20 protein-coding genes are annotated in these 23985 nt (G+C 44.4%); 12 read left to right on the forward strand and 8 right to left on the reverse strand.

What is annotated here, in order from left to right; all coding sequences use genetic code 11:
- Positions 1-144: 144 nt before the first annotated feature.
- Complete coding sequence (gene polA, locus ACVBIK_RS09800) at positions 145-2901, forward strand: DNA polymerase I (RefSeq protein WP_447169577.1); 2757 nt, start codon at positions 145-147, stop codon at positions 2899-2901.
- Positions 2902-3576: 675 nt separating this feature from the next.
- Here the strand turns inward: polA and yihA are convergent.
- Positions 3577-4254: a ribosome biogenesis GTP-binding protein YihA/YsxC gene (yihA, locus tag ACVBIK_RS09805; RefSeq protein WP_447161032.1), complete on the reverse strand. Its 678-nt coding sequence runs from the start codon at positions 4252-4254 to the stop codon at positions 3577-3579.
- A gap of 170 nt (positions 4255-4424) precedes the next feature.
- Between yihA and ACVBIK_RS09810 the strand changes: the two genes are divergently transcribed.
- The 7 genes from ACVBIK_RS09810 (at position 4425) to ACVBIK_RS09840 (ending at position 12387) form a co-directional block, all read left to right on the forward strand.
- Positions 4425-5045 carry a c-type cytochrome gene (locus tag ACVBIK_RS09810; RefSeq protein ID WP_447161031.1) on the forward strand — a complete coding sequence of 207 codons (621 nt, stop codon included), beginning with the start codon at positions 4425-4427 and terminating at the stop codon, positions 5043-5045.
- An 814-nt stretch (positions 5046-5859) separates the two neighbouring features.
- Positions 5860-6528 (forward strand): methyltransferase domain-containing protein, encoded by a 669-nt coding sequence (locus ACVBIK_RS09815; RefSeq protein WP_447161030.1) that lies wholly within the window; start codon positions 5860-5862, stop codon positions 6526-6528.
- A 52-nt stretch (positions 6529-6580) separates the two neighbouring features.
- A complete protein-coding gene (gene yihI / locus ACVBIK_RS09820) occupies positions 6581-7117 on the forward strand; it encodes a Der GTPase-activating protein YihI (RefSeq protein WP_447161029.1) in 537 nt (178 codons plus the stop codon).
- Between the two features lie 94 nt (positions 7118-7211).
- The gene (locus ACVBIK_RS09825) at positions 7212-7679 is read left to right on the forward strand and encodes a DUF2489 domain-containing protein (RefSeq protein WP_447169578.1); all 468 of its coding nucleotides are present in this window, start codon (positions 7212-7214) and stop codon (positions 7677-7679) included.
- A gap of 249 nt (positions 7680-7928) precedes the next feature.
- Positions 7929-9305, forward strand: coding sequence for an oxygen-independent coproporphyrinogen III oxidase (hemN, locus tag ACVBIK_RS09830; RefSeq protein ID WP_447161027.1), 1377 nt, complete (start codon positions 7929-7931; stop codon positions 9303-9305).
- A 193-nt stretch (positions 9306-9498) separates the two neighbouring features.
- On the forward strand, positions 9499-11286 hold the full coding sequence (locus ACVBIK_RS09835; protein ID WP_447169579.1) for a DUF885 domain-containing protein: 1788 nt from the start codon (positions 9499-9501) through the stop codon (positions 11284-11286).
- Positions 11287-11412: 126 nt separating this feature from the next.
- Positions 11413-12387 carry an alpha/beta fold hydrolase gene (locus tag ACVBIK_RS09840; protein WP_447161025.1) on the forward strand — a complete coding sequence of 325 codons (975 nt, stop codon included), beginning with the start codon at positions 11413-11415 and terminating at the stop codon, positions 12385-12387.
- A gap of 57 nt (positions 12388-12444) precedes the next feature.
- Here ACVBIK_RS09840 and flhA read toward each other — a convergent pair whose 3' ends face one another.
- From flhA to ACVBIK_RS09875, 7 genes are all read right to left on the reverse strand, one after another.
- Entirely contained in the window at positions 12445-14526 is a 2082-nt protein-coding gene (gene flhA, locus ACVBIK_RS09845; protein ID WP_447161024.1) for a flagellar biosynthesis protein FlhA, read from the reverse strand.
- A 15-nt stretch (positions 14527-14541) separates the two neighbouring features.
- Complete coding sequence (flhB, locus tag ACVBIK_RS09850) at positions 14542-15675, reverse strand: flagellar biosynthesis protein FlhB (protein WP_447169580.1); 1134 nt, start codon at positions 15673-15675, stop codon at positions 14542-14544.
- Complete coding sequence (fliR, locus tag ACVBIK_RS09855; RefSeq protein ID WP_447169581.1) at positions 15672-16451, reverse strand: flagellar biosynthetic protein FliR; 780 nt, start codon at positions 16449-16451, stop codon at positions 15672-15674. The genes flhB and fliR overlap by 4 nt, the downstream gene beginning before the upstream one ends.
- A gap of 142 nt (positions 16452-16593) precedes the next feature.
- Positions 16594-16863, reverse strand: a complete 270-nt coding sequence (locus ACVBIK_RS09860) for a flagellar biosynthetic protein FliQ (RefSeq protein ID WP_447161021.1) — start codon at positions 16861-16863, stop codon at positions 16594-16596.
- A gap of 190 nt (positions 16864-17053) precedes the next feature.
- Complete coding sequence (gene fliP / locus ACVBIK_RS09865; RefSeq protein ID WP_447169582.1) at positions 17054-17782, reverse strand: flagellar type III secretion system pore protein FliP; 729 nt, start codon at positions 17780-17782, stop codon at positions 17054-17056.
- 2 nt (positions 17783-17784) lie between these two features.
- A complete protein-coding gene (gene fliN / locus ACVBIK_RS09870) occupies positions 17785-18141 on the reverse strand; it encodes a flagellar motor switch protein FliN (protein ID WP_447161019.1) in 357 nt (118 codons plus the stop codon).
- Positions 18134-19015 carry a FliM/FliN family flagellar motor switch protein gene (locus ACVBIK_RS09875; protein ID WP_447169583.1) on the reverse strand — a complete coding sequence of 294 codons (882 nt, stop codon included), beginning with the start codon at positions 19013-19015 and terminating at the stop codon, positions 18134-18136. Before ACVBIK_RS09875 ends, fliN begins: the two co-directional genes overlap by 8 nt.
- 542 nt (positions 19016-19557) lie before the next feature.
- Between ACVBIK_RS09875 and ACVBIK_RS09880 the strand changes: the two genes are divergently transcribed.
- From ACVBIK_RS09880 to fliF, 4 genes are all read left to right on the forward strand, one after another.
- Positions 19558-20472 (forward strand): OmpA family protein, encoded by a 915-nt coding sequence (locus ACVBIK_RS09880; RefSeq protein WP_447164194.1) that lies wholly within the window; start codon positions 19558-19560, stop codon positions 20470-20472.
- On the forward strand, positions 20459-21766 hold the full coding sequence (locus tag ACVBIK_RS09885) for a sigma-54 interaction domain-containing protein (protein WP_447169584.1): 1308 nt from the start codon (positions 20459-20461) through the stop codon (positions 21764-21766). The genes ACVBIK_RS09880 and ACVBIK_RS09885 overlap by 14 nt, the downstream gene beginning before the upstream one ends.
- Before the next feature lie 30 nt (positions 21767-21796).
- Positions 21797-22135 carry a flagellar hook-basal body complex protein FliE gene (gene fliE, locus ACVBIK_RS09890; protein WP_447161015.1) on the forward strand — a complete coding sequence of 113 codons (339 nt, stop codon included), beginning with the start codon at positions 21797-21799 and terminating at the stop codon, positions 22133-22135.
- A 79-nt stretch (positions 22136-22214) separates the two neighbouring features.
- Positions 22215-23933 carry a flagellar basal-body MS-ring/collar protein FliF gene (gene fliF / locus ACVBIK_RS09895; RefSeq protein WP_447169585.1) on the forward strand — a complete coding sequence of 573 codons (1719 nt, stop codon included), beginning with the start codon at positions 22215-22217 and terminating at the stop codon, positions 23931-23933.
- The last annotated feature ends 52 nt before the right edge of the window (positions 23934-23985 follow it).

Genomic DNA, 23985 nt, shown 5'->3' on the forward strand with positions numbered 1-23985 from the left:
CACTCCTCTTTTTTATCAAGATCGAGTTACCCGGTTCCATTCACAGAGTTATCCACAGGCTGTGTAACATTTTTACGTGGCCGAAATTGCCCTTATATGGCATGCTAGCGCCATCATCGAATACCGATAAACGAATACTAAACTATGCCTAAAATTGCCGATAACCCTTTAATTCTTGTGGATGGTTCTTCTTACCTTTACCGCGCTTACTATGCACCACCTCACCTAACGAATTCTAAAGGGGAAGCAACCGGTGCCGTCTACGGCGTAATCAATATGCTTCGCAGCCTGATTAACCAATATAAGCCATCACAAATGGCTGTGGTGTTTGACGCAAAAGGCAAAACATTCCGCAACGACATGTATTCAGAATACAAGGCTCAGCGCCCGCCAATGCCTGATGATCTGCGCAATCAGATTGAACCACTACACAGAATCATTAAGGCGCTCGGTTTACCTCTAGTGTGTATTTCAGGGGTTGAAGCCGATGACGTGATTGGTACTATCGCAACTCAAGCAAGTAAAGAGGGTCGCGCGGTTCTTATCAGTACTGGTGATAAAGATATGGCGCAGTTAGTTGATGATAATGTCACACTAATCAATACCATGACCAACACCATCATGGGGCCTACAGAGGTTACCGAAAAGTTTGGCGTCGGTCCGGAATTAATCATCGACCTATTAGCCTTGCAAGGTGATAAAGCCGATAACATTCCTGGTTTACCTGGTGTGGGAGAGAAAACTGCGCTGGCAATGCTAACCGGAGCGGGGAGTGTTGAACAGATTTTAGCGGCTCCAGAGAAAATGCCTGAACTCGGATTCCGTGGTTCTAAAACAATGCCCGCTAAAATCATTGAGCATGCAGATATGCTCAAACTAAGTTATGAACTAGCGACCATCAAATTAGACGTAGAGCTTGAGCAAGATTGGCATCAACTATCAATTGAGCCAGCAAATAAAGACGAGCTCATTAAGTGTTACGGTGAGATGGAGTTTAAACGCTGGTTAGCAGAAGTACTCGATAACAAAGGCGACAAAGCCACGGCTGCGGACTCTGAAGATGATGCGCCAGCAGCAAAGCTTGATATCGCAGTTGAGTACGAGACAATTCTTACCCTAGAACAACTCGACAGCTGGATTGAAAAATTAAAGTCTGCCGAGCTGGTTGCCATTGATACGGAAACCACAAGCCTTAACTACATGGAAGCCAAGCTAGTCGGGATCTCTTTTGCGGTTGAAGCAGGTAAAGCCGCTTATTTGCCGATTGCTCATGACTACGTTGATGCACCAGAGCAACTAGATAAAGCCGTTGTGTTTGAAAAGCTGCAGCCACTACTTGAAGATGAAAATCTTAAAAAAGTTGGCCAAAACCTTAAGTATGACATCAGCATTTTGGCTAATGCAGGAATTACCCTACGCGGTGTACAATTTGACACCATGCTTGAGTCTTACGTGTTTAACTCTGTCGCTTCAAAGCACAATATGGATGATTTAGCGCTTAAGTACCTTGGCCACAAGAACATCAGTTTCGAAGAAATTGCAGGTAAAGGGGTTAAACAGATCACCTTTAACCAAATTCCACTTGAAACAGCCGCGCCATATGCCGCAGAAGATGCCGATATCACCCTGCGCCTGCATCAGCACCTTTGGTCGAGACTAGAAAAACTGCCAGAACTTGCCAGCGTATTGACTGATGTTGAGTTGCCACTGATCAATACTTTATCGAATATCGAGCGCCAGGGTGTATTGATCGATAGCATGTTGCTAGGTCAACAAAGTGAAGAGCTAGCGCGCAAAATTGATGAGCTCGAACACAAGGCTCACGAGATCGCAGGCCAAGCATTTAACCTCAGCTCTCCCAAGCAGCTACAAGAATTGTTTTTTGAAAAACTCGGCTACCCGATTATCAAGAAAACCCCTAAGGGTGCGCCGTCAACAGCAGAAGAAGTGCTGGTTGAGCTTGCGCTAGATTACCCGCTACCTAAGATCATCTTAGAGCACCGTAGCCTTGCAAAGCTAAAGAGCACCTACACAGATAAACTACCATTGATGGTTAATGCTCAAACAGGTCGAGTACATACTAGCTATCATCAAGCGAATGCAGCCACGGGTCGTTTGTCATCAAGTGAACCTAACTTGCAGAACATCCCAATTCGTACCGAAGAGGGGCGCCGCATTCGCCACGCATTTATCGCACCTGAGGGTAAAAAGATCCTCGCGGCCGACTACTCGCAAATCGAACTTAGAATTATGGCTCACCTATCACAAGACAAGGGGCTACTCACCGCCTTTGCCGAAGGAAAAGATATCCATAAAGCAACTGCGGCAGAGGTCTTCGATGTCGATTTTAGCGAGGTAAGCTCAGATCAGCGTCGCCGCGCGAAAGCGGTTAACTTCGGTTTAATTTATGGTATGTCGGCATTTGGCTTAGCCAAGCAGCTTGATATTCCTCGCGCTGAAGCACAAAGCTATATCGACACTTACTTTAAGCGCTACCCAGGCGTGCTCAAGTATATGGAAGAAACCCGCGCTATAGCAGCCGATCTCGGTTATGTATCGACACTATTTGGTCGTCGTCTTTACCTACCTGCTATTAAAGATAGAAATGCTATGCGCAGACAAGCGGCCGAACGTGCTGCGATCAACGCACCTATGCAAGGCACAGCTGCTGACATTATCAAAAAGGCAATGATCAATATTGCTAACTGGATTGAAACTGAAACAAACGGCGAAATCATCATGATCATGCAGGTGCACGATGAATTGGTGTTTGAAGTCGATGAAGCCAAAGCAGACAGCTTACAAGCTAAGGTGTGTGAGCTAATGGCCGCTGCGGCAAAACTCGATGTAGAACTACTCGCAGAAGCTGGACTTGGTGACAACTGGGAACAAGCTCACTAATTTGCTGCCAATCAAATTAAGCGCAATGACATTAGCTGACAGTCCCACACTGTCAGCTTTTTTATCTCTTCTTCCCATCCTATTTTTTGCAGCACTATACACTCTCAGATCCGCGCCAGAACCGCTGTGATATTTTTAAGCTAGAACAGCAAGTATCAACTTTAAAATTAGATGTTTATATGAAATATTTCGATCAATAACTGTGCTTTTATTGAGCACAAGTTGAGATATTCATCACATTATTGTGTGTTTTTTACAAAAACAGTTTTTCATATAGCGGTTAATGGAGTAATATTCTCTGCGTAGGGTACAGAGGTTAAGATGTTCTATCTTTCAGACCTTTTTTTACGTTTACTACTCTGTAGTAAATGGCCAAATTATGGCGCCTCAGCAAATCTAATTTGCTGGGGCTTTTTTTCGTCCGAAATAAATTTTAGAGTAATTACTTTAAATTGAATAAAATTCGAGTTATGCTGTGTTCATTGAGCGATATCAACACTGTTTGATTGAACTTGAGTCTTGTTGAATTTAGCTTCTCCCCAAAAGAGCTATTTTACGCCGATGGTTTTTCCGTCGGTTTTTTTTTGCCTCATTTTCACTATTTTTTCTAAAAAAATACCAAAAAAAACGCCCCTTAAAAGGAGCGTTATGTATCAGTTTGGCCTGACGTAAAAGTTACTCTTTGCCAGCTTCTGATTGAGCAGCTATCGCATCGGCTTGAATTTGTTGCATCAACCATTCAGGCTTACACCAACCATCAAGAATACCGAGCACCTTGCTCTTACCAATTCCTTTTAATGAAGAAAAAGGCTCAACCTTTACAGCATCTTCGAAGTTGCTCAGTTTCTTACGAACTTCGTTAACCATCTTCATTCTGGCGCTTTGACCAAGCTTATCAGCTTTAGTTAATAGCGCTAAAACAGGGATATGGCTTTCAACGGCCCACTCAATCATCTGCATATCAAGATCTTTTAGCGGATGACGAATATCCATCAGTACGACAACGCCGCTCAAACAATCACGCTTAAGCAAGTATTCACCCAACGCCTGCTGCCACTTAAGTTTAAGTGCTAAAGGTACTTGAGCAAAACCATAACCTGGTAAGTCGACCAGACGGCGGTGCTTATCCAACTTAAAAACGTTAATTAACTGCGTACGTCCAGGTGTTTTACTGGTTCGAGCAATTTTTTGCTCCGACAGTAAATTCAGAGCACTCGACTTACCCGCGTTAGAACGACCCGCAAACGCAATTTCTACCCCAACGTCGCCAGGGAGGTATTCATTCAAGTGCGCAATATCTGGCGCACTAATTAAAAACTCTGCTTTACGGAAATCGATACGAGATTCACTCACAATTAACTCCAAAACTTTTTTCAACTAACTTGGTTAAATATCGAAGAGTTGCTTACATTTTCACAATTTCGTGTAAAATATTACCCCGATCACATAAAATACATTTTATCACGCTTGCGGGTCTTCCTAGTAAGCTCAAGACAAATATTTTAATAAGAAGTTGGAACGCCATGAAAAAGTTAGCTCTTGCGCTGTCTGTTTTAGCCACAATCTCTTCACCTGCAATGGCAGAAGGAAATGCCGAAGCCGGAAAAACTAAAGCCATCGTTTGTTCTGCTTGCCACGGTGTTGACGGCAACAGCATGATAGACATGTACCCAAACCTTGCTGGTCAACACAGTACATACCTAGAAAAACAATTACATGATTTCCGCAGTGCAGCACAGACTGGCGGAAAAGAAGGTCGTATGGACCCTATCATGGGTGGCATGTCTGTCGCGCTTAGCGATCAAGACATTGCAGATATCTCTGCATTTTATGCTAGCCAAGCTAAGAAAGATATCGAAGTTAAAGATGTCCCAGAGCTCGGTGCGCAACTCTATAAGAATGGCGATGCAGCACGTGGCATCACAGCGTGTATTGCGTGTCATGGACCTGGTGGTAAAGGTGCTGAACTTGCAGGCTTCCCTGCAATCGATGCCCAACATGCCAATTATATCAAGATCCAGCTAAATAAGTTCCACGATACAAATCGTAACAACGACTTAAATGGCATGATGCAAGACATCGCGAAAAAGCTAAATAGCGATGACATTGACGCATTATCTAAATATATATCAAGCCTTAAGTAAATATTAGCTACATCTTAAGAGGACGGCAAACCCGTCCTTTTTTATATCATTATGTTTACGTTTACGTAAACTACGCGCAAAACCCCCTTGACAGAGATCACAGATTTAGGTTTAAATAGCCCCCGTACCGAGATGAACCCAACTGTTAGTACAATAAATTATTTAATAATAACTATCAGATTTCGGTATTTGTACGTTTAAGATATAAGAATAAATTAACTAAATAATAATAATAATATTATTGAGACCACTCTCTAAAAATAATAAGAGTCGAGATTTCAATTTGAAGTCCAGGTCGTAAGAATTTTAGTAAGGATTGGTTAGGAAGGCCAATATCGCTATTTAGCATTAAACCTTACATTCAGAGAAACAGCACCAACAGGAACGTATTTGTAGGATACAGATACAGCATAGGAAGCTATTGCTTAGGATGCACTTGCGGGAAGCTTGTTATCACTGGAAGATACTTAAAAAAATATACAGGGATGGTTACTTAGGCGTCATTGGATGGACGAATAAAAATTAGGATGTGTCTTTAAAGACCATCTACGGAAACTGTTGTCAGGAAGGCGACAGGTCTAAAAATAAAGTGTCGGGAAGACCACCAACTAAAAGACATGCATGGAAAGCAGACAAAAAATAAGATGGATATTGACCGGGATAGTCACATAGCAAGTATGGATACTTGAAATCAGAATTGGTGCCGATTGGCACTTTTATAGAGGCGACAGATTAATCTGTCGCCTTTTTTTATTTCTCGCTCTACTATCTTCATTTATACTCAAATTAATTAAGTCATTGGTTTAGCTAATATATGCGCAGATGCCCTCTTTGTCATAGTGATAATACCGTACGGTTTTTCGCCGACAAAAAGCGCTGCCTGTATCATTGCCACCAATGCCAGCTGGTATTTGCCGACGCTAACTCACACCTCCCCCCTAGCGCTGAGCAGCAAAAGTACCGACTAGCCAGTAATAAACAAAAATCACTCGCGCGTTTTATCCTGGAGCTTATCGAGCAGTGTGAAGATGGGCACACACCTTTATTAGGCCTTAACTTTGGCCGCACTCTAGACAGCAAAACCTTACTGAAAATCAGTAAAAAAGGTCATCAACTCAACCAGTATGACCCCAGTCTTGCACCGTGGAACCGTTCCCTTAAGCAAGAATATGACTTCATCTGCTGTTATCGAGTGTTTGAGCATTTCCGCTTTCCCTATAAAGAATGGGAGCTGCTTAGCCACTTACTTAAACCCGGTGGCTGGATGGCAATTTGCACACCATTACTCAGTCAATTGAGTGCATTTGATAAGTGGCACCATAAGAATAATCTGACTCATGTCAGCTTTTATCAGCAAGCAACCTTTGAGTTCCTAGCAAACAAGGTCGGTTTTAAGCTATTATTTGCAGCAAATGATCTCATTCTGGTGCAAAAACCATCAGGATCTGATATAACACGCGACCAAACTTCCGTTGTTGCATGAGCTAAGCCGCTTTGCAGCAATAGAGTCTTTAAAGTTATCGAGATAAGCAATCATGTCCCGTAGTAAGAAAACGCGTAAGAGCAACGAAAATGCTCCTAAATTAGCCCCAAGAACCAAGAAGAAAGATCGAGTTCTTGCAGGCAAAAAACAAGTTGCTGGCAATAAAGCGGGAAGTCGTCATAACGCTTCGATGATTGAAAGCCAAGCTAACGGTGGTAAAGCTAAGAATGCAGACCCACGTCACGGCAGCAAAAAGCCAGTTCAACTGAATATCGCTGCTGAAGTGAAAGTTGAGAAGAAGCCAAAAGGGCCGAAACTGACTGATGAGCAGAAATTATTGAAGCTTGAGGAAGATCCAAGACTCAATAGCCTACTCGATATGCTTGAAGAAGGTAAAAATCTCAGTCAAGACGATCAAACTTGGTTAAACAAGCAGTTAAACCAAATTGAAGCCCTAATGGACAGACTCGGCATTAATGACGAAGAAGACCATGCGCCGAAAAACAAAAAGGCCGTTAGTGATGACGACCTATTTGATAAGTTCGAGTCTGGTGCAGATCTGTTAAAAGACTACTTCGACAAAGACTAAATTCGTATATATAAAATCTATGGCATCTTTATTGATGCCATTTTTTTATCCATAATCACCACCTGTATCCCACTCCTACCAACTAGGGTTTAGTATGACAACTGCCTTTATTGTGCTCGGCGTACTTATCATCGCCGCGCTGACTGCTTATGCGACCTACCTGCTTATTCAAGTTCGCAAACAAAAACAGCGCCAATTAAAACGCGAACAAGAGCAAGCACAAGCCGCTAAAGCCAAATCAGACGAACTGCTCGACAATATCCGATATATCGCAACCGCTATGCTACAAGAGCGCTGTGAGTTATCTGAAGGCGTAATGCGTATCGCAAAGCTTTTTCAACTCATCGGTATGGCTGAGCTTGTTGAGAGCCAATACCCAGCTACGTTTGCCCATTTCGACGTCATCAAAGCGCATCCAATCAAAGAACAGCGTAAAAGCTTAGATAAACAGCAGCGCATGAAGCTAGATTACGCTCGCATGCGTTCAGAAGGTGAATTAGAGGCAAAAATCCTCGAAGAAGCCAAACTACTGAGTGAATTTAAGTCAGAATCACTCCACTAGAGCTGAAGACGACATAGAGCTTGCAGTCATTAAAGGCCGAATCTAAGTCGCAGATATGGCCTATTTTGCTTATATAGGGTGAGTCTGTGCACAAAATCTTCTAAAGAGCACAGACAGATACCTTATTTTCAGCGATATTCAGTCATACTTTGCTACCCACATTAAATTTTTACAACATGGATCAAGGTTATTCAACAAATAACCATGCATACTTCACATGTTGCTAAACTATACGCCGGAGGACACGCCTTGAAGCAGCCCACCCCAATTAGTTGGGATCAGTCAATGATCGAAAAGTACAATTATAGCGGTCCACGTTATACTTCTTATCCGACGGCCTTGGAATTCGATGATTCGTTTACCGAGGAAAAATTGCTGACTTCGATTAAGAACAGCAAGAGTGACAAACTTTCACTGTATATTCACATTCCTTTCTGCGCCAAGCTTTGTTACTACTGTGGCTGCAATAAAGTCATCACTCGCCACCAGCATAAAGCCGATCAGTATATTGAATACCTAGCGGCAGAAATCGTTAAACGTGCACCTCTGTTTAAAGATTATTTAGTGACCCAAATTCATTGGGGTGGCGGTACACCGACATTCCTAACGCCTGAGCAAATCCTTAAGCTATCAGCACTCATCAAAGCCAACTTTAATGTTGCCGATGTGGGCGAATACTCAATTGAAGTCGATCCACGTGAAATCGAACTTTCAATGCTAGACACCCTTAAAGAAGCCGGTTTCAACCGTATTTCTATCGGTGTTCAGGATTTCAATAAGAAGGTACAGATCGCAGTAAACCGCGAGCAAGACGAGCAGTTTATCTTCGACCTGATGGCGCGCGCCAAAGAGCTAGGCTTTGTTTCAACTAACATCGACCTGATCTATGGTTTGCCACACCAGACGCCTGAAACATTTGCTGAAACCATGCAACGCGTTCTAGATTTGAATCCAGATCGCCTATCTGTATTTAACTACGCTCACCTGCCATCACGTTTTGCGGCGCAGCGTAAGATTAAAGATGAAGACTTAGCGTCGCCACAGCAAAAGCTTGATATGTTGCATCAAACTATCGAGACCTTAACGGGGGCGGGTTACCAATACATTGGTATGGACCACTTTGCTAAGCCAGATGATGAGCTTTCAATCTTACAGAACGAAGGACGTCTGCACCGTAACTTCCAAGGTTACACGACTCAAGAAGAGTGTGATCTGTTAGGTCTTGGTGTGTCATCAATCAGCCAAATTGGCGATTGTTATGCACAGAACCAAAAAGACATTCGCCCATACTTCGAATCAATCGATGCTAATGGTCATGCGCTCTGGAAAGGCTGTAGCTTAAACCGTGACGATGAAATTCGTCGTGTAGTTATCAAGCAGCTAATCTGTCACTTCGACCTCGATATGGCGTTAATTGAAGAGAAGCTGAACATCAACTTCGAAGAGTACTTCGCAGAAGATTTAAAGCTGCTGCAAACCTTTATCGATGATAAATTAGTCGACATCACAGACCGCAAGATCACTATCAGCCCAACAGGCCGCCTATTGATCCGTAATATCTGCATCTGTTTCGATGTTTACTACCGTGAGAAAGCAAGACAACAGCAGTTCTCTCGCGTTATCTAATCTTGCGTTAGATACAAAAAAAACCGGCATTAGCCGGTTTTTTTGTATCTATAAGTCCAAAAATGCTCTTAGTGACTCCTTTCCCCCAAACCTGCAAACACTTCTAGTCACATTTAGTTTAATTTTCATTGGTGATCTTTGTAAGCTGTGACGGCATAATCAAGCTGAAAATTAAAACAATAATGGACAGTTTATGTATAAGTACCTACTTCCCTCTGTGTTGGTATTAGGCCTAAGTGCCTGCCAAACTACGACAACAACCGCCCCACAACAAGGTGTCAGCACCCAACAAGTTGCCAGTAATACCCAGCTACAATCACTTATCGATGCCGCTTGGCAAATCTCCTTAGACTCAAGCCCAAGCTTCGCCTATTCACTGGGTAACAAGAGTGCAGCCGGAAAGCTACAAGACTTGTCCCCCGCCACACTTGAAGCACTCGATCAGCGCAAGCAAGTGTTGTTGCAGCAATTAGTAAAGATAGACAAAAATAGCTTAAGTAAAGAAGATGCAATTAACGCGCAGATCCTGCAAGACCAACTGCAAAACGATGTTGACCAATATCGCTACAAAGATCATTACATGCCCATATCGGCCGAAGGAGGATTTCATGCCTATATCGCCTCGATAGCTAAGGGACGCTTTGCTAAAGTCGAAGACTATCAAAACTATATTAAGCAACTGCAAGCACTGCCTAACTATTTTGAGCAGCAAATCTATTGGTTAAAGCAGGGACTCGCAAGCGGTATCACGCCAGCTAAAGCGACGCTAAAAGGCTTTGAAACCAGCATTACAGCCTTTATCGTGCCAGTTGAAGACAGTGGTTACTTCAAACCATTTACTCAGTATCCATCGCACTTTACCGAGGCAGAAAAAGCCCAATTAACGCAGCAAGGTCGCACCTTAATCCAAAGCACAGTGTTGCCCCAATACCAGGCCTTCTTCGATTTCATCACCATCGAATATATTCCTAACACCCGGATAAGCATCGCCACCTATGATCTTCCCGAGGGTGAAGCCCTCTATGAAAACCGCGTACGCTATTACACCACTTTAGCGATGACATCAGATGAAGTACATCAACTAGGCTTACAAGAAGTGAAGCGCATTCGCGGTGAGATGCAGCAAATCATCGAACAAGTTGGCTTTGAGGGCAGTTTTGCCGAGTTCCTGCACTTTTTAAGAACCGATCCACAGTTTTACCCTAAAACAGCAGAAGAACTGCTAAAAGAAGCGGCCTTTATCGCCAAGAAAGCCGATGCCATGCTGCCAAAGTATTTTGGCAAACTACCGCGTCAGCCTTACGGTATTGAACCTGTTCCTGCACAAATCGCCCCTAAATACACCACTGGACGCTATTCAGGTTCAAGCCGCGATGATGAGCCGGGTTATTACTGGGTCAATACCTATGCCCTAGATAAACGTCCACTATACGAAATGGAAGCGCTAACCCTACACGAAGCAGTGCCTGGGCATCACCTGCAGATAGCTCTAAACCAAGAGCTAACCAACCTGCCAGATTTTCGCCGCTACAGTTATATCTCGGCTTTTGGTGAAGGTTGGGGGCTGTATTCTGAATATCTCGGCCTAGAAGCTGGTTTCTACCAAGACCCTTATAGCAACTTTGGCCGCTTAACCTACGAAATGTGGCGCGCTGCGCGTCTAGTCGTCGATACCGGCATGCACGCTAAGGGCTGGACTCGCCAGCAAGCAATAGACTTTATGGCCAGCAATACAGCATTGTCGATGCATAACGTCACCACAGAGATTGACCGCTACATTAACTGGCCAGGACAAGCCCTGTCATACAAGATTGGCGAACTGACAATTAAACGTCTGCGCGCTCAGGCTGAAGCTGAGCTCGGTGAGCACTTCGATATTCGCGCCTTCCATGACGCCATATTAGCAAATGGGTCTGTACCTATGTCGATACTGGAGCAGCAGATAAACGATTTTATCGAGCAACAGAAAGCACAAATCTAAACTTACCCACAATAGAATAAGGCCGCGCTTGCGGCCTTATTTATTGATTAATCTTAATTCGTCTCTGCCAATCTATCGAACAAGTTTGTTACACTGCATGCAAGATCACCTAATAGAACTTATGCCATGTCGATAGCTACAGAGGCTTATATGACGAATACGCAAATTGCCAATTTTTCATCTGAGCACCATTTAAATAGTCCTGAGCAAAAAGTCTTTTGGCAACAGGTCACCCAAGCCACATTTAAGACTCGTGACGACATCACTTTGGCTTACGCCAAAATAACTCACCCGAATAGCATTGGCACCATTGTACTTAGCAATGGCCGGGTGGAATCTTACCTAAAGTATAAAGAATTGATGTTTGATCTTTACCAGCAAGGCTATAGTTTATTTGCAATCGATCATCGAGGTCAGGGCCTGTCGGCACGCACGACCGCTAATCCGCATCTGGGATATATCGACAAGTTCCAGCGATATATCGACGATTTCGCAGAATTTGTCACTCATATTGTGAAACCAATACCAAGCGAAAACTATTATCTTGTTGGCCACTCTATGGGGGGAGCCATTGGCACTCTGTATCTACAGCAGCATCCAGCAACCTTTAAAGCGGCAGTATTTTCGGCCCCTATGTACGGCATAAAACTGCCTCTGCCTAGAGGTTTTATCCGCGGGTTAGCCTCATTGCTCGATAACCATCAGCAACCCAACTATATCTTGGGCGGCAAGGGATACCATGCCGAGCCATTTGATAAGAACGACCTGACAAATAGTAAACTGCGTTATGACGATTATCGTGAACTGTATCAGAAAACCCCACAACTGCAGTTAGGCTCACCGACTAATCATTGGTTGGTCGAATCAATCGACGCAGCCGCACGAGCGGAAGATGCCGCACGAAATAGTCAAATCCCTTTACTGATCCTGCAAGCGGAAGAAGACACAATCGTCGATAATCGCGCGCAAAAACGAGCGATTAACGGCTTATGTAAGCTGACTAAAATCCCTTATGCCCGCCATGAGATCTTTATGGAACGTGATAAGCCACGTAATCAAGCGCTCAACGTATTGCTCAGCTTTCTACAGCAAACACGCTAACGTTTAATCCAAAATTAAAAAAGGGATAGCGCGGCGCTATCCCTTTTTTGTGTTCAATTAACCTAACTGCCCTGCAACCATTAGCTCCCGAGTCTCTGGGATCTCATTATAAGACAGCACATGTAGCCCGCGAGCAAAGGCTAGCGCATAGCGAGCCAAGATAGGCCGTAATTGCGGTGACACCAACAATAGCGGACTGTGGCCATGCTCTTTTGCTTGCGCCAATAACTGCGGCATACGTTGCTGCAACTGGGCCAGCAATTGAGGATCGACCGGAAAACTATCGAGCGAGCCTTTACCTTGCTGCTGAGATTGATTAAGCGCTGACATCAGAGTTTGTTCTAGTTCAGGTGCCAGAGTCATGACATTGAGCTTAGGCTCAGTACCCACAATAGAATGCAAAATAGAGTGACGCAGCGCGCAGCGTACATCGGCTGCAAGCAACACAGGATCTTTACTATTTTCACTGCAATCAAGCAAAGTGGTGGCAATGGTGCGAATATCTTTCAGCGACACCTGCTCTTTAAGCAGTAAACGATACACCTTCAACTGTAAAATTGGCGTTAGGGCGCTATTGAGTGACTCAGCCAATTTTGGACTTTGCTTGGCTAAGCGGTCACTCAAGGCAAGCACATCATCATGCTGCAACATATCAGGCAACGACTCACGAATAAGCTTACTCACATGAGTTGCAATAACCGTAGCGTTATCCACCACGGAGTACCCAAGGTTTAGCGCTTTAGCTTTATTGTCTTGCTCAATCCAGATGGCATCCATCTGATAGGCTGGCTCCTTGGTGATGACTCCATCTATATCACCAAACACAGGGCCACTCTTAATCGCCATTAGACGTTCAGGTTCCAGCTCTGCGGTAACGACCGGGTTCCCCATCAAATTAATCTGGTATGCATTGGGAGCCAGCGACAAGTTATCGCGGACCCGCACTTCAGACAGCAAAAAACCCGCCTGCTCAGACAAGGTGCGACGGATCCCGGTTAAACGCTTTTGCAGTTCAGCGCCTTTGCTGCGCTCAACTAAATGCACCAAGCGATAACCTAAACGTACCTCGATTAAATCGGTATAAGGCAGTGCGTCCCAACTCGGCGCCGAAGGTTCACTTAGGCTAGTTTCCCGTAATTGTTCTACTTTAGATTCAGCAATTTCTGGCTGAAGTTGACTCTGCTTCCAAGCCACAAATCCTAAGATGACAGCAAATGACAAGAACACAAACGTTGGCATACCAGGCACGATGCCAAGAATAAACATGACCCCCGCTGAGGTGACTAACGTTTTAGGGTTTGCCAACAACTGCTGACGCAATTGCTCTGGCATCTCTTCAGCATCAGAGACACGCGTTACGATAATTGCGGCAGCGGTTGCGAGTAGCAACGACGGTATTTGCGCTACCAAGCCATCACCAATCGTCAATAATGCATAGGTCTTAAATGCTTCACTGGTGCTGAGATCATGCATGAAAATACCGATCGCCAAACCACCGAGCATATTAATCACTAAGATCAAAATACTGGCAATCGCGTCACCACGCACAAACTTAGAGGCACCATCCATCGAGCCATAGAAGTCGGCTTCACGCGCAACCTCTTGACGTCTATCTCTGGCCTGATCCTGTGACAATACACCGGCATTCAGGTCGGCATCAATTGCCATCTGCTTACCGGGCAAAGCGTCTAGGGTGAAACGTGCCGACACCTCTGAAATTCGCTCGCCACCTTTGGTGATCACCACAAAGTTAATGATCATCAAGATTAAGAAAATCACCGCACCGACAACATAGTTGCCGCCGATCACCACCTCACCAAAGGCCTGAATCACTTTACCTGCAGCATCTCCCCCTTCATGGCCTTCAATCAATACCACTCGAGTCGAGGCCACGTTTAGCGTTAAACGCAGTAAAGTCGCAAGCAGCAAGACGGTCGGGAATACCGAAAACTCTAATGGCCTACGAATTGAAACACCCACCAATAGCACCATCACTGCGAGCACAATATTGAAGGTAAATAAGATATCCAATAACCATGGCGGCAATGGCAAGATCACCATAGCCAAGACTGCAAGTAGCATGATTGGAATGCCGATATAGCCTGGGCTACCGGCAAAAGTACGCTTAAACCAGTTCATTAATACAAATAACCTTTAATCATGTTGTAAATTTTTAGGAATATAGAAGTGTGGCAAAGGCTCAGGCTTAGCCTGTTTGCCTTGTCTTGCCGCTCTCAGTTGCATCACATAACTCAGAATGTGGGCGATAGCGACAAATAAGCCCGCTGGGATCTGCTGTTCAATTTGAGTCGAGTAGTAGATGGCACGAGTCAGTGGTGGTAATTCAATGACCTCGACCCCACTACGCTTAGCAATATCACGCATATAGAGCGCTAACTCATCGGTGCCCTTAGCCAATACATAAGGCGCATCAGCCTTGGTCATGTCATATTTAAGCGCGACCGCATAATGACTTGGGTTAACTAATAATACGTCGGCTTTAGGCACCGAAATATCGGCTCGTGAACGGCTAAGACGTTGCTGCATTTGGCGGATCTTAGCCTTGATTTCAGGTTTACCATCTTGCTGCTTATGCTCATCTTTCACTTCTTGCAGTGACATTCTTAGCTCTTTATGATGATGCCAATACTGATACGGCACATCGATAAAAGTGATCACCAGCAGACCTAACCCCATATAGAGCATAGCCAAACTCAACATCTCAATACCGCGCGTAACGGCTTCGTCGATAGGCAGCTGACTCACTGCCATCAAGGCTTGAAAGTTCTTCTGCAAAAACAGCAGCATGATACCAATAAGCAAGACTATTTTTAGAATGGATTTTACCAACTCAACCAACGACTTAACCGACGCCATCCGCCCCAATCCAGCAATCGGGTCGATACGGCTGTATTTAAAGTTAGCATTGTTAAAGTTAAGTATCGGCCCCCCCGGCATAGCGCCAGCCACCATGGCAATTAACGCCACCATCAAAAACAGTGGCCCAAGAATATTTAACACTTCCAATAGGGAGTAGGCTAAATGGCGCGTCATCATTCCGGGCTCATCCAGCTGCGCTTTGGTAAATGACATATTGATTCGTGTCATTGCTGCAACCTTAGCGGCAATCCAATCAGCCGTTGTTGTCAGTAATAGAGAACACCCGATGATCAACGCCGAAGAAGCCAGATCTTTTGAGCGTGGAACCTGCCCCTGTTCACGGGCATTCTTTAATTTCTGCGGGGTCGCTTTTTCTGTTTTACTCTGGCCAGAGTCTTTATTGCTCACGCTGTACCACCAATAAACTGGTACATAGCAGATAACGCATCTAAACAGAGGTCGCTATAACGAGTCGGTAATCCACTGAATGAGAAAAATACGCATAGCAACCCCATCAACATCGACATAGGAAAGCCTAAGGCGAATACATTTAATGACGGTGCAGCGCGGCTCAATACACCAAAGGTAAGATTGACCACTAACATGGCCAGAATAGCAGGCAGTGCCAACATAAAAGCGGCGGCAAAAATCCAAGAGAAACGCGCAATGAGTCCCATTAAGGGTAAATCAAACACGCCCATCCCAATTGGCCACAACCTAAAACTATCCACTAAGATGCCAATGGCCACCAAATGGCCATCTAGTGCTAAAAATAACAGCGTGCCATATAACATAAACCACAGTCCAAGAATGGGGTTTGAGCCACCACTGGACGGGTCATTCATCACCGCCATCGACAAGCCCATTTGCATCGACATCATCGCGCCAAATAAGGTTAAAACATGGATCATAATGGACAAGAATAGTGCCAGCATAAAACCAATTAGCAATTGTTCTAGCCCTAATATCAATGCCTGAAAAGAGACTGCATCAACCTCCGGAAAAGGCGGTAGCATAGGGGCGATTAGCGCCGATATACTAAGAGCTAATAGGATACGAACCGTGGCAGGAATGTAGTTATTACCCAGAAAAGGCATCACCATAAATGCCCCCATAATGCGGCAAAATGGCCACCAAAACGTACCAATAAAAGTACTTATCTGGACAGAGGTCAGTGACAGCAAATATACCTCCTTATCCGGTAAGCTTTAGCAGCCTCCAGATGGACTAGGTTCAATAACGGTAAACGAGCCATACATAGCCAATAAGAGGTTTCGATAACACTGCTATTCTGGATTGAGGTAAGCGATAACAAGCTATTCGTCCTCAGCCAATAAGATGGGGAATATTTAGAAATAAGCGATCAAAAAAGTCGCAAATTTTCATCAGCAACCACTCTCCCGCAAACACAACCATCAATAAAGTGATCACCAGCCTTGGTAAAAAGCTAAGAGTTTGTTCATTCACCTGAGTCGCTGCTTGAAAAACCGCAATAAACAAGCCGACCATTAACCCTGGTACAACCAAAACGCCCACCATAGCGACGACAAGAAAGATAGCTTCAGCAAATAGCGCTGTGAGTTCATTTACACCCATTGCGCTAAGCGACTCTATTGATCAAAAAGCTAATCACTGCCGGCCAATCATTGAATATAACTAACGCTGACACCAATAAACTCAACGTCAGGTAAATCATGTCTATGATTGAAATATTAAGTGTTTCATCATTATTAACTGTCTTCATCAACAATCTCTCTGCGGACAAATATTACGATTAAACAATGCGCTAACCATAACTTGCCACCAAGGTACTCACCGTCATCGACCAACCATCGACTAACACAAACACCATTAATTTAAAGGGCAAAGAGATAATTAGTGGCGACAGCATCATCATCCCCATAGACATCAGCACGCTGGCGACCACCAGATCGATCACCAAAAAAGGTAAAAACAGCAGGAAACCAATCTGGAATGCCGTCTTTAACTCGCTCAATACAAATGCAGGCATGAGTACAAAAAAGGGGATTTCATCAGCGGTTAATATGGTAGGTTCATCAGCAATTTTTAGCATCTGCTCAAGATCAGTTTCTCGGGTTTGCGCCAACATAAATTGACGCAATGGCACCTCGCCACGTGCCACAGCCTCAGGAAGCTCTATCTGCCCCATATCGTAGGGTAGAAAAGCATCGTCATAGATCTCTTGTCCAACGGGTCGCATAATAAAAATGGTCATCACTAAAGCGATACCGATTAATACCTTGTTTGGCGGGCTTTGCTGCAAACCTAAGGCTTGACGTAGAATGGCTAACACTACAATTATTCGAGTGAAGCTGGTGAGCATCATTAATAATGCGGGCAGAAAACTCAGCACTGTCATCAAGGCTAAGATTTCCAGCTTTACACTCACAGCTTGTGTCTTATCACCATCAGCTAGAGAAAATAACGTTAATCCATCACTCGCATAAGCCGCCGATGAAAAACACAACCCAAAAACCAGCAACACTCGCCACATAGTTAGTCAACAGCTCCAGTTAGGCTGGTCGCTTCCACTTCGAGCAAGCGCACACCATAACGACCATTCACTTCAACTACTTCCCCACGTCCTAATAAGGCACCATTAACTCTAATATCCAATGGCTCTCCCACCATACGATCGAGTGCCACAACATCACCTTCACCCATCTGTGCCAACTCGCCGAGAGACATCTCTACGCTAGCAAGCTCTAAAGTCACATGTACCGGAAGCTGATTGAAAAAAGACATATCTCTTACCGGCTTAGCTTGAACTTTTGGCTCACGGCTTTGCTCATCGGCAAAAAAATCATCATCGAGTAAAAAGTCTTCATCTTGTAGAATATTATGTTCAGCCATTGGATTGTTCCTCCATTTGAAAGGCTTCTTGGGTCAATTTGGCCACCATCTGTCCCTCATGGGTATGAACTGTGGCGTAAAAAAGTGGACGTTTACCCACGGTAACAGGGCAGCGAGAATGCAAATTCATCGGCAGAATATCGCCAACAACCAAACTCTGTAGAGAAGTAACAGGCATGCTCTGATGCCCCAATTCGAGTAATGTTCGCAATGGGATCTGTTTGAGTCGATGCGCCAACTTTTCAGATAAGGCTGGATCAGCCTGATATTGGCTTGGCTGTTCAGCCATCAACTCTAATAGGTACTCTGCCATATAAAAGCAGATTGAAGGACCTGCATGGGCAGCAGGGAAAGATAACTCACAGCACACTGGCGCTTTAATCGGTGTGGTATTCATCACCAATTCCAGCTCCAGTTTTTCTTCATCTATCTCCGTTATCGGCAGTGTTTTTATCACCGCCATCATCAAACGTTTAACTAAGCGAAATTCAGACTGACTCGGTGCTCTCATAGGAGACTTTAGCGCACTAGAGCAGCTACCATAGTAGCCACTTGCAAGCTGATCTAAAGTGCACTTATCTATTAACCACCACCCCAGATCGACACGGTTATAACTAAGCAAAAACCAAGCATGATGTAATTGAGGATTAACGACATTAGTTTTTGCACTCAACGATACTTTTGATAAAGCGTAATGTCCCTGTCGAGTTATAGGCGTCAGCAATTCATTAACAGCATCCATTATAGGTCGCCGACATGACTCTAATTGCATTAATAATCGACTTCTAGCCAACTTTTCCTTTATCAAGACCACAGGCCTTACATCTATCCCTTGGCTCGATTTGATCAAATTGGCTTTAGCGGTTGTTTTCATCCTAAATTCCACAACAAAATAACGTCAAATAATCGACGAAAAAATAAAAGAGCTATTTAAATGACGCGCGACAAAATAATGGCTAAATAAAAAATCACTTTCAATAATCAGCTGGAATATTATTTACACCAACAAAAAGAATTAACATTAAACAAGCCACCCAAAAAGCAAAAAATAAAACCCACCTATAAAGCGACTGTATTAAAGAAAACTTTAATTTATTTTGTTATTTTTTCAACCAAATTAAAATATACTTTAAAAACAAGCACCTACAAAGCCACACCTTCATCAAAAACAAAGAGATAAAAAGCAACACGTATTAAAATCGAACAATTTAACGCTGTTAAATAATGGCAGCAAGCTTACATCACATCTGAACCAAATACACTTAACTTTAACTAAAGTTTTAAAAATCTGATTCAAGCACAAAATACAAATAAAAAGTTTTACATAGTTTAGTATTACGTGTTTAATTGGCAACCTTAAAAAGACAAATATAAAAACAATAAATCACAGTATCTACTTTTAAGGGTTATTGGAAATTGAAACTATCAGTTTATATATTAATCTGTTTTGTTTTTATTTGTAAAAACATCACAAATAACGCATTTGCGGCACCAATTAACTATCAAACTCCTTTTGAAAAAGCTCACTGGCAATTTGTAGGCGATCAATTTGGCTGCGAGATTACTCATAGAGTCGCAAGCTTCGGTACGCTCGCATTAAAAGCGAACCCAGGTGAAGCACTGAGTTTTGCTTTGCAAGCTGACTGGCTTAGTTTACATAACGCTCAGAGCCAAGCCTCTGTCGTTCCCGCTTCTTGGCAGGAACAAGCGCATCAGCCTATCGCCACGACCTCACTGCACTGGTTTGGCTCACAGGCAATCAGCCAAAAAAATACCGCAGCCTTTTTAGAAGCGCTAGAGCAAGGGTATACCTGGCAAGTCAATATCAAGAGCGCCGATAGTAGTGGCTACCAAATAAGCTCTAGCCCTATATCGACGAGTTCTATAGCCAATCAATTTAGGCTCTGTCGTCAACAATTGCTGCCGCAACCTTTTACCTATTTGCGACGTCTAGAGTTCTTATTTGCCCCAAGTTCAAGTTTGTTAAATACATCTCATGAACAAGACCTGTATGCTATTTACCGTTACCTGCAAGCAGATCCTAGTATCGTTGAAGTGCTGATCGACGGTCACGCCGATGCTTCTGGTGACCACTTGGCAAACTTGATACTCAGTAAAGAACGCGCCGACGAAGTGGTCTCTCGGTTAATAGAGCTAGGCGTTCCGGCACAGATGATCCAAACACGTCATCACGGTACCCGAGCCCCAATCGCCAGCAATAACAACACTGAAGGACGAGAGCTAAACCGTCGAGTCACTTTACGCTTAGTCAAATCAGCGAAAAATGCTGCAGTAACCTCAGCTTTGAGAGCTAAAAATGAATCGTTCTAGTTTAAGGTTTGTCGATACAGAGTTGACGCAATCGAGTCAAAGTAAGTTGATACAACAAGGCTTTAATCTATGGCAATCCGATAATAACAATCGCCCTTGGTTAAGCTTGATCAACCTGTCTCATTGCAGCAATCAAAATGTGGCCGCACAGTTACGACAATTTCCGGGCAAGCATCAAGTCGCCCTACTCGATCCCGAACAAACAGAGTTAGCCAGTATCGCGATGCAGTGCGGTGTACAAGATTATTTGTTACTGCCAATAGATGAAGAGCAACTGTGCTCACTACTACAAAGGTTACGCCGATTAGAGCTGCCCAATAATGAGTTAATTTGTGCGGCCCCTGTTAGTCGCCAACTATTGATGCTGGCTCATCGCGCCGCCAATACCGAAGCGACCGTGCTACTCACCGGTGAAAGCGGTACCGGCAAAGAGCCGCTCGCCCGCTATATTCACCGCCATTCTAATCGTGCAGATAAAGCCTTTATCGCGATTAATTGTGCTGCTATCCCTGAAAGTATTTTAGAGTCGATTCTGTTTGGCCACATCAAAGGGGCCTTTACCGGTGCAACAACAGACCAGCCAGGTAAATTCGAACTCGCCAATGGCGGCACATTGCTGCTCGACGAAATCGGCGAAATGCCACTGCTTTTGCAGGCCAAGCTACTGCGAGTCCTACAAGAGAGAGAGGTTGAACGACTAGGCAGTCACAAATCGATTACGCTAGATATCCGGGTCATTGCCGCCACCAATAAAGATCTACGCCAAGCAGTGCAAGACGGTAAATTTAGAGAAGATCTCTTCTACCGCTTAGATGTACTGCCTATCAAGATATCGCCACTGCGCCAGAGACGTGAAGATATTCTGCCTATTGCTGACCATTTTCTACAACGATATAAAATTCTGGCGGCTAATCAGCAATGCTACTTCAGTGAACAAGCACGAAACTTACTCTTAAGCCACGACTGGCCCGGTAATGTGCGAGAGCTAGAAAATACCATTCAACGAGCGCTTGTTATGCGCCGTGGACAAGCCTTACAAGCAGAAGAGCTTGGTTTAGTCAATCAAGACGGTTCAGCCTTGGTAGAACAAAATGAGTTAGGGCTTAAAGCCTCAAAACGCCAAGCTGAATTCCAATACCTCATAGATACCCTTAAGCGCTATAACGGCCACCGCAGTAACACGGCTCAAGCCTTAGGTATGACGACCAGAGCATTAAGATACAAGCTAGTACAAATGCGTGAAGAAGGCATTGATATCGACCAGATCCTGTCGCAATCGGGTCATGCTGCATAACCAGCTTTTAAAGATAAATAAGGAGCACATATGTCAAATGCCAACATCGCCAGCACCCAGTCAATGATCCAGCAACTCAATATTCATTCAGAGATGGCAAAGGGAGCGATTAAAGTCGGCCCCAATCCGCGAGATTTTGGCCTACAACCGGCTTCGTTCACAGAGTTAATGAAGCATAAAGTTGCCTCCATCAATGCTGATCAAAATGCATCATCAGCCTTGGTGGCTGCCGTAGATAGTGGTCAGAGCGACGACCTTGTTGGCGCCATGGTTGCGTCTCAAAAGTCTAGCCTTGCATTTTCGGCCATGATTCAAATTCGAAATCGCCTAGTGCAGGCATTCGATGACGTAATGAAAATGCCGATCTAAATCATGCCGCACCCTATAACCACTCTTGTATTAACGCCCAAAAACTCAACAGTCTTTTTGAGCAAGGATAACTAAAAGCATGTCAACCACATTGACTCAAACCAGCCCTGTCATGACAGGTGTAAATGGCAACAATGATCGTATTAACTCGCTGAAACAGAAATGGCATCAGTTCAGTCGAGGAGACCGACATGCTGCGACACTCGGCATTCTCGCGATAGTTGCAGCCTGCGTAATCGTGTTAATGCTATGGAGCACAGGCCAAGGTTATAGCCCTCTATATGGCAATCAAGAAAATGTCGAAACTTCGCACATTATTGAGGTGCTCGAAGCCGAAGGCATTAGCTACCGCCTTGACCCAACATCAGGTTTGGTAATGGTTCCTGAAGATAAACTCGGCAACGCCCGTATGGTGCTTGCTGCTCGCGGTGTTAAAGCCAAAGTCCCATCAGGAATGGAGTCGCTCGACGCTTCGGCTATCGGTACCAGCCAATTTATGGAGCAAGCCAAGTATCGCTATAGCCTCGAAGGTGAACTCTCGCGCACTATCATGGCGCTAAAAGCGGTCAAGGCTGCTCGCGTCCACTTAGCCATTCCGAAAAAGACCCTATTTATTCGTCAGCAACCTGAATTACCTTCAGCCTCGGTAATGTTAGATCTCTACGCGGGACAACAGCTACAAGCCCAACAGATCACCTCTATCGCAAATTTAGTTGCAGGTAGTGTGACAGGCATGACACCAGAGCGAGTACAAATTGTTGACCAAGAAGGTAATCATCTCAGTTCGGCAATTAATGCTAATCAAGATCTAAGCCAAGCACGTGATAAACAATTGCTGTACACCCAAGAGCTAGAAGAAAGTCTTATCAATCGCGCATCTAGCATGCTGCTCCCTATTCTTGGTCAAGACAACTTTCAAGTACAAGTGGCAGCACTGGTCAACTTTAACCAGGTAGAAGAGACTCGTGAGTCCCTCGATCCTCAAACCGTTGTTAGCCAAGAAAAGCAAAGCACGAACCAAACAAATGGTGATATGGCGCTCGGCATTCCAGGCGCACTGAGTAACCAGCCACCAGCGGCAAATGCGGCGACCAATAACAGCACGAGCAATCTAAACCAACAAGAAAGCCGCCAGTTTGAAGTCGGTCGCTCAGTTAAGCACACCCGCTACCAGCAGATGCAGCTAGAAAACCTGTCGATCTCGGTACTGCTCAACAACCAAACAGCAGGGGAAACAGGCTGGACTCAACCGCAACTCGACCAGATGAGCACCATGGTGCAGGACGCGATTGGTTACTCAGCAGCTCGTGGTGATCAGTTTAGTATCAGCAGCTTTAACTTTGCCCCTGTAAAAATTGCTGAATTTGAACCGCTACCTTGGTGGCAAGGTGAAAGCTATCAAGCCTATTTGCGCTATTTTATCGGCGCGATTTTAGGCCTAGGCATGATCTTCTTTGTATTACGCCCGCTGGTGCAGCATCTAACTCGTACCGTTGAACACAATATTAAAGACACACAGACAGCAACGCCGACGCCATTGATGCCACCAGCAGAAGCAGCAGCAGATTTAAACCAAGATGCAGTCCAAGCCGCGGCCGATAATTTGCTTGCAAACAATAATGCCAACATCAACAGCAACTGGACCAGTAATCTGAGTTTACCGGCTCCGGGATCGCCTTTGACAGTGCAGATGGAACACCTAAGTCTACTCGCCAACCAAGAACCAGCAAGAGTTGCCGAGGTCATTTCCCATTGGATTAGCGACAGAGAGAGTGAGCAAAACACTCATCAAGCTTAATAAACCCATTGCATTTAGCGTTAAAAGAATAGGCAAATCGAACAGTGAATAA

The organism is Shewanella sp. 125m-1 (genome assembly GCF_052977065.1).

Bases quoted from the DNA above. Each gene is read 5' to 3' on its own strand.
- ACVBIK_RS09840 (WP_447161025.1), top strand. From the start codon at position 11,413: ATGTCGATAGCTACAGAGGCTTATATGACGAATACGCAAATTGCCAAT.
- ACVBIK_RS09815 (WP_447161030.1), top strand. From the start codon at position 5,860: ATGCGCAGATGCCCTCTTTGTCATAGTGATAATACCGTACGGTTTTTC.
- ACVBIK_RS09860 (WP_447161021.1), bottom strand. From the start codon at position 16,863: ATGGGTGTAAATGAACTCACAGCGCTATTTGCTGAAGCTATCTTTCTT.
- fliN (WP_447161019.1), bottom strand. From the start codon at position 18,141: ATGGCTGAACATAATATTCTACAAGATGAAGACTTTTTACTCGATGAT.
- yihI (WP_447161029.1), top strand. From the start codon at position 6,581: ATGTCCCGTAGTAAGAAAACGCGTAAGAGCAACGAAAATGCTCCTAAA.
- ACVBIK_RS09835 (WP_447169579.1), top strand. From the start codon at position 9,499: ATGTATAAGTACCTACTTCCCTCTGTGTTGGTATTAGGCCTAAGTGCC.
- fliF (WP_447169585.1), top strand. From the start codon at position 22,215: ATGTCAACCACATTGACTCAAACCAGCCCTGTCATGACAGGTGTAAAT.
- ACVBIK_RS09810 (WP_447161031.1), top strand. From the start codon at position 4,425: ATGAAAAAGTTAGCTCTTGCGCTGTCTGTTTTAGCCACAATCTCTTCA.
- polA (WP_447169577.1), top strand. From the start codon at position 145: ATGCCTAAAATTGCCGATAACCCTTTAATTCTTGTGGATGGTTCTTCT.
- fliP (WP_447169582.1), bottom strand. From the start codon at position 17,782: ATGTGGCGAGTGTTGCTGGTTTTTGGGTTGTGTTTTTCATCGGCGGCT.
- fliE (WP_447161015.1), top strand. From the start codon at position 21,797: ATGTCAAATGCCAACATCGCCAGCACCCAGTCAATGATCCAGCAACTC.
- ACVBIK_RS09825 (WP_447169578.1), top strand. From the start codon at position 7,212: ATGACAACTGCCTTTATTGTGCTCGGCGTACTTATCATCGCCGCGCTG.
- ACVBIK_RS09875 (WP_447169583.1), bottom strand. From the start codon at position 19,015: ATGAAAACAACCGCTAAAGCCAATTTGATCAAATCGAGCCAAGGGATA.
- flhA (WP_447161024.1), bottom strand. From the start codon at position 14,526: ATGAACTGGTTTAAGCGTACTTTTGCCGGTAGCCCAGGCTATATCGGC.
- ACVBIK_RS09885 (WP_447169584.1), top strand. From the start codon at position 20,459: ATGAATCGTTCTAGTTTAAGGTTTGTCGATACAGAGTTGACGCAATCG.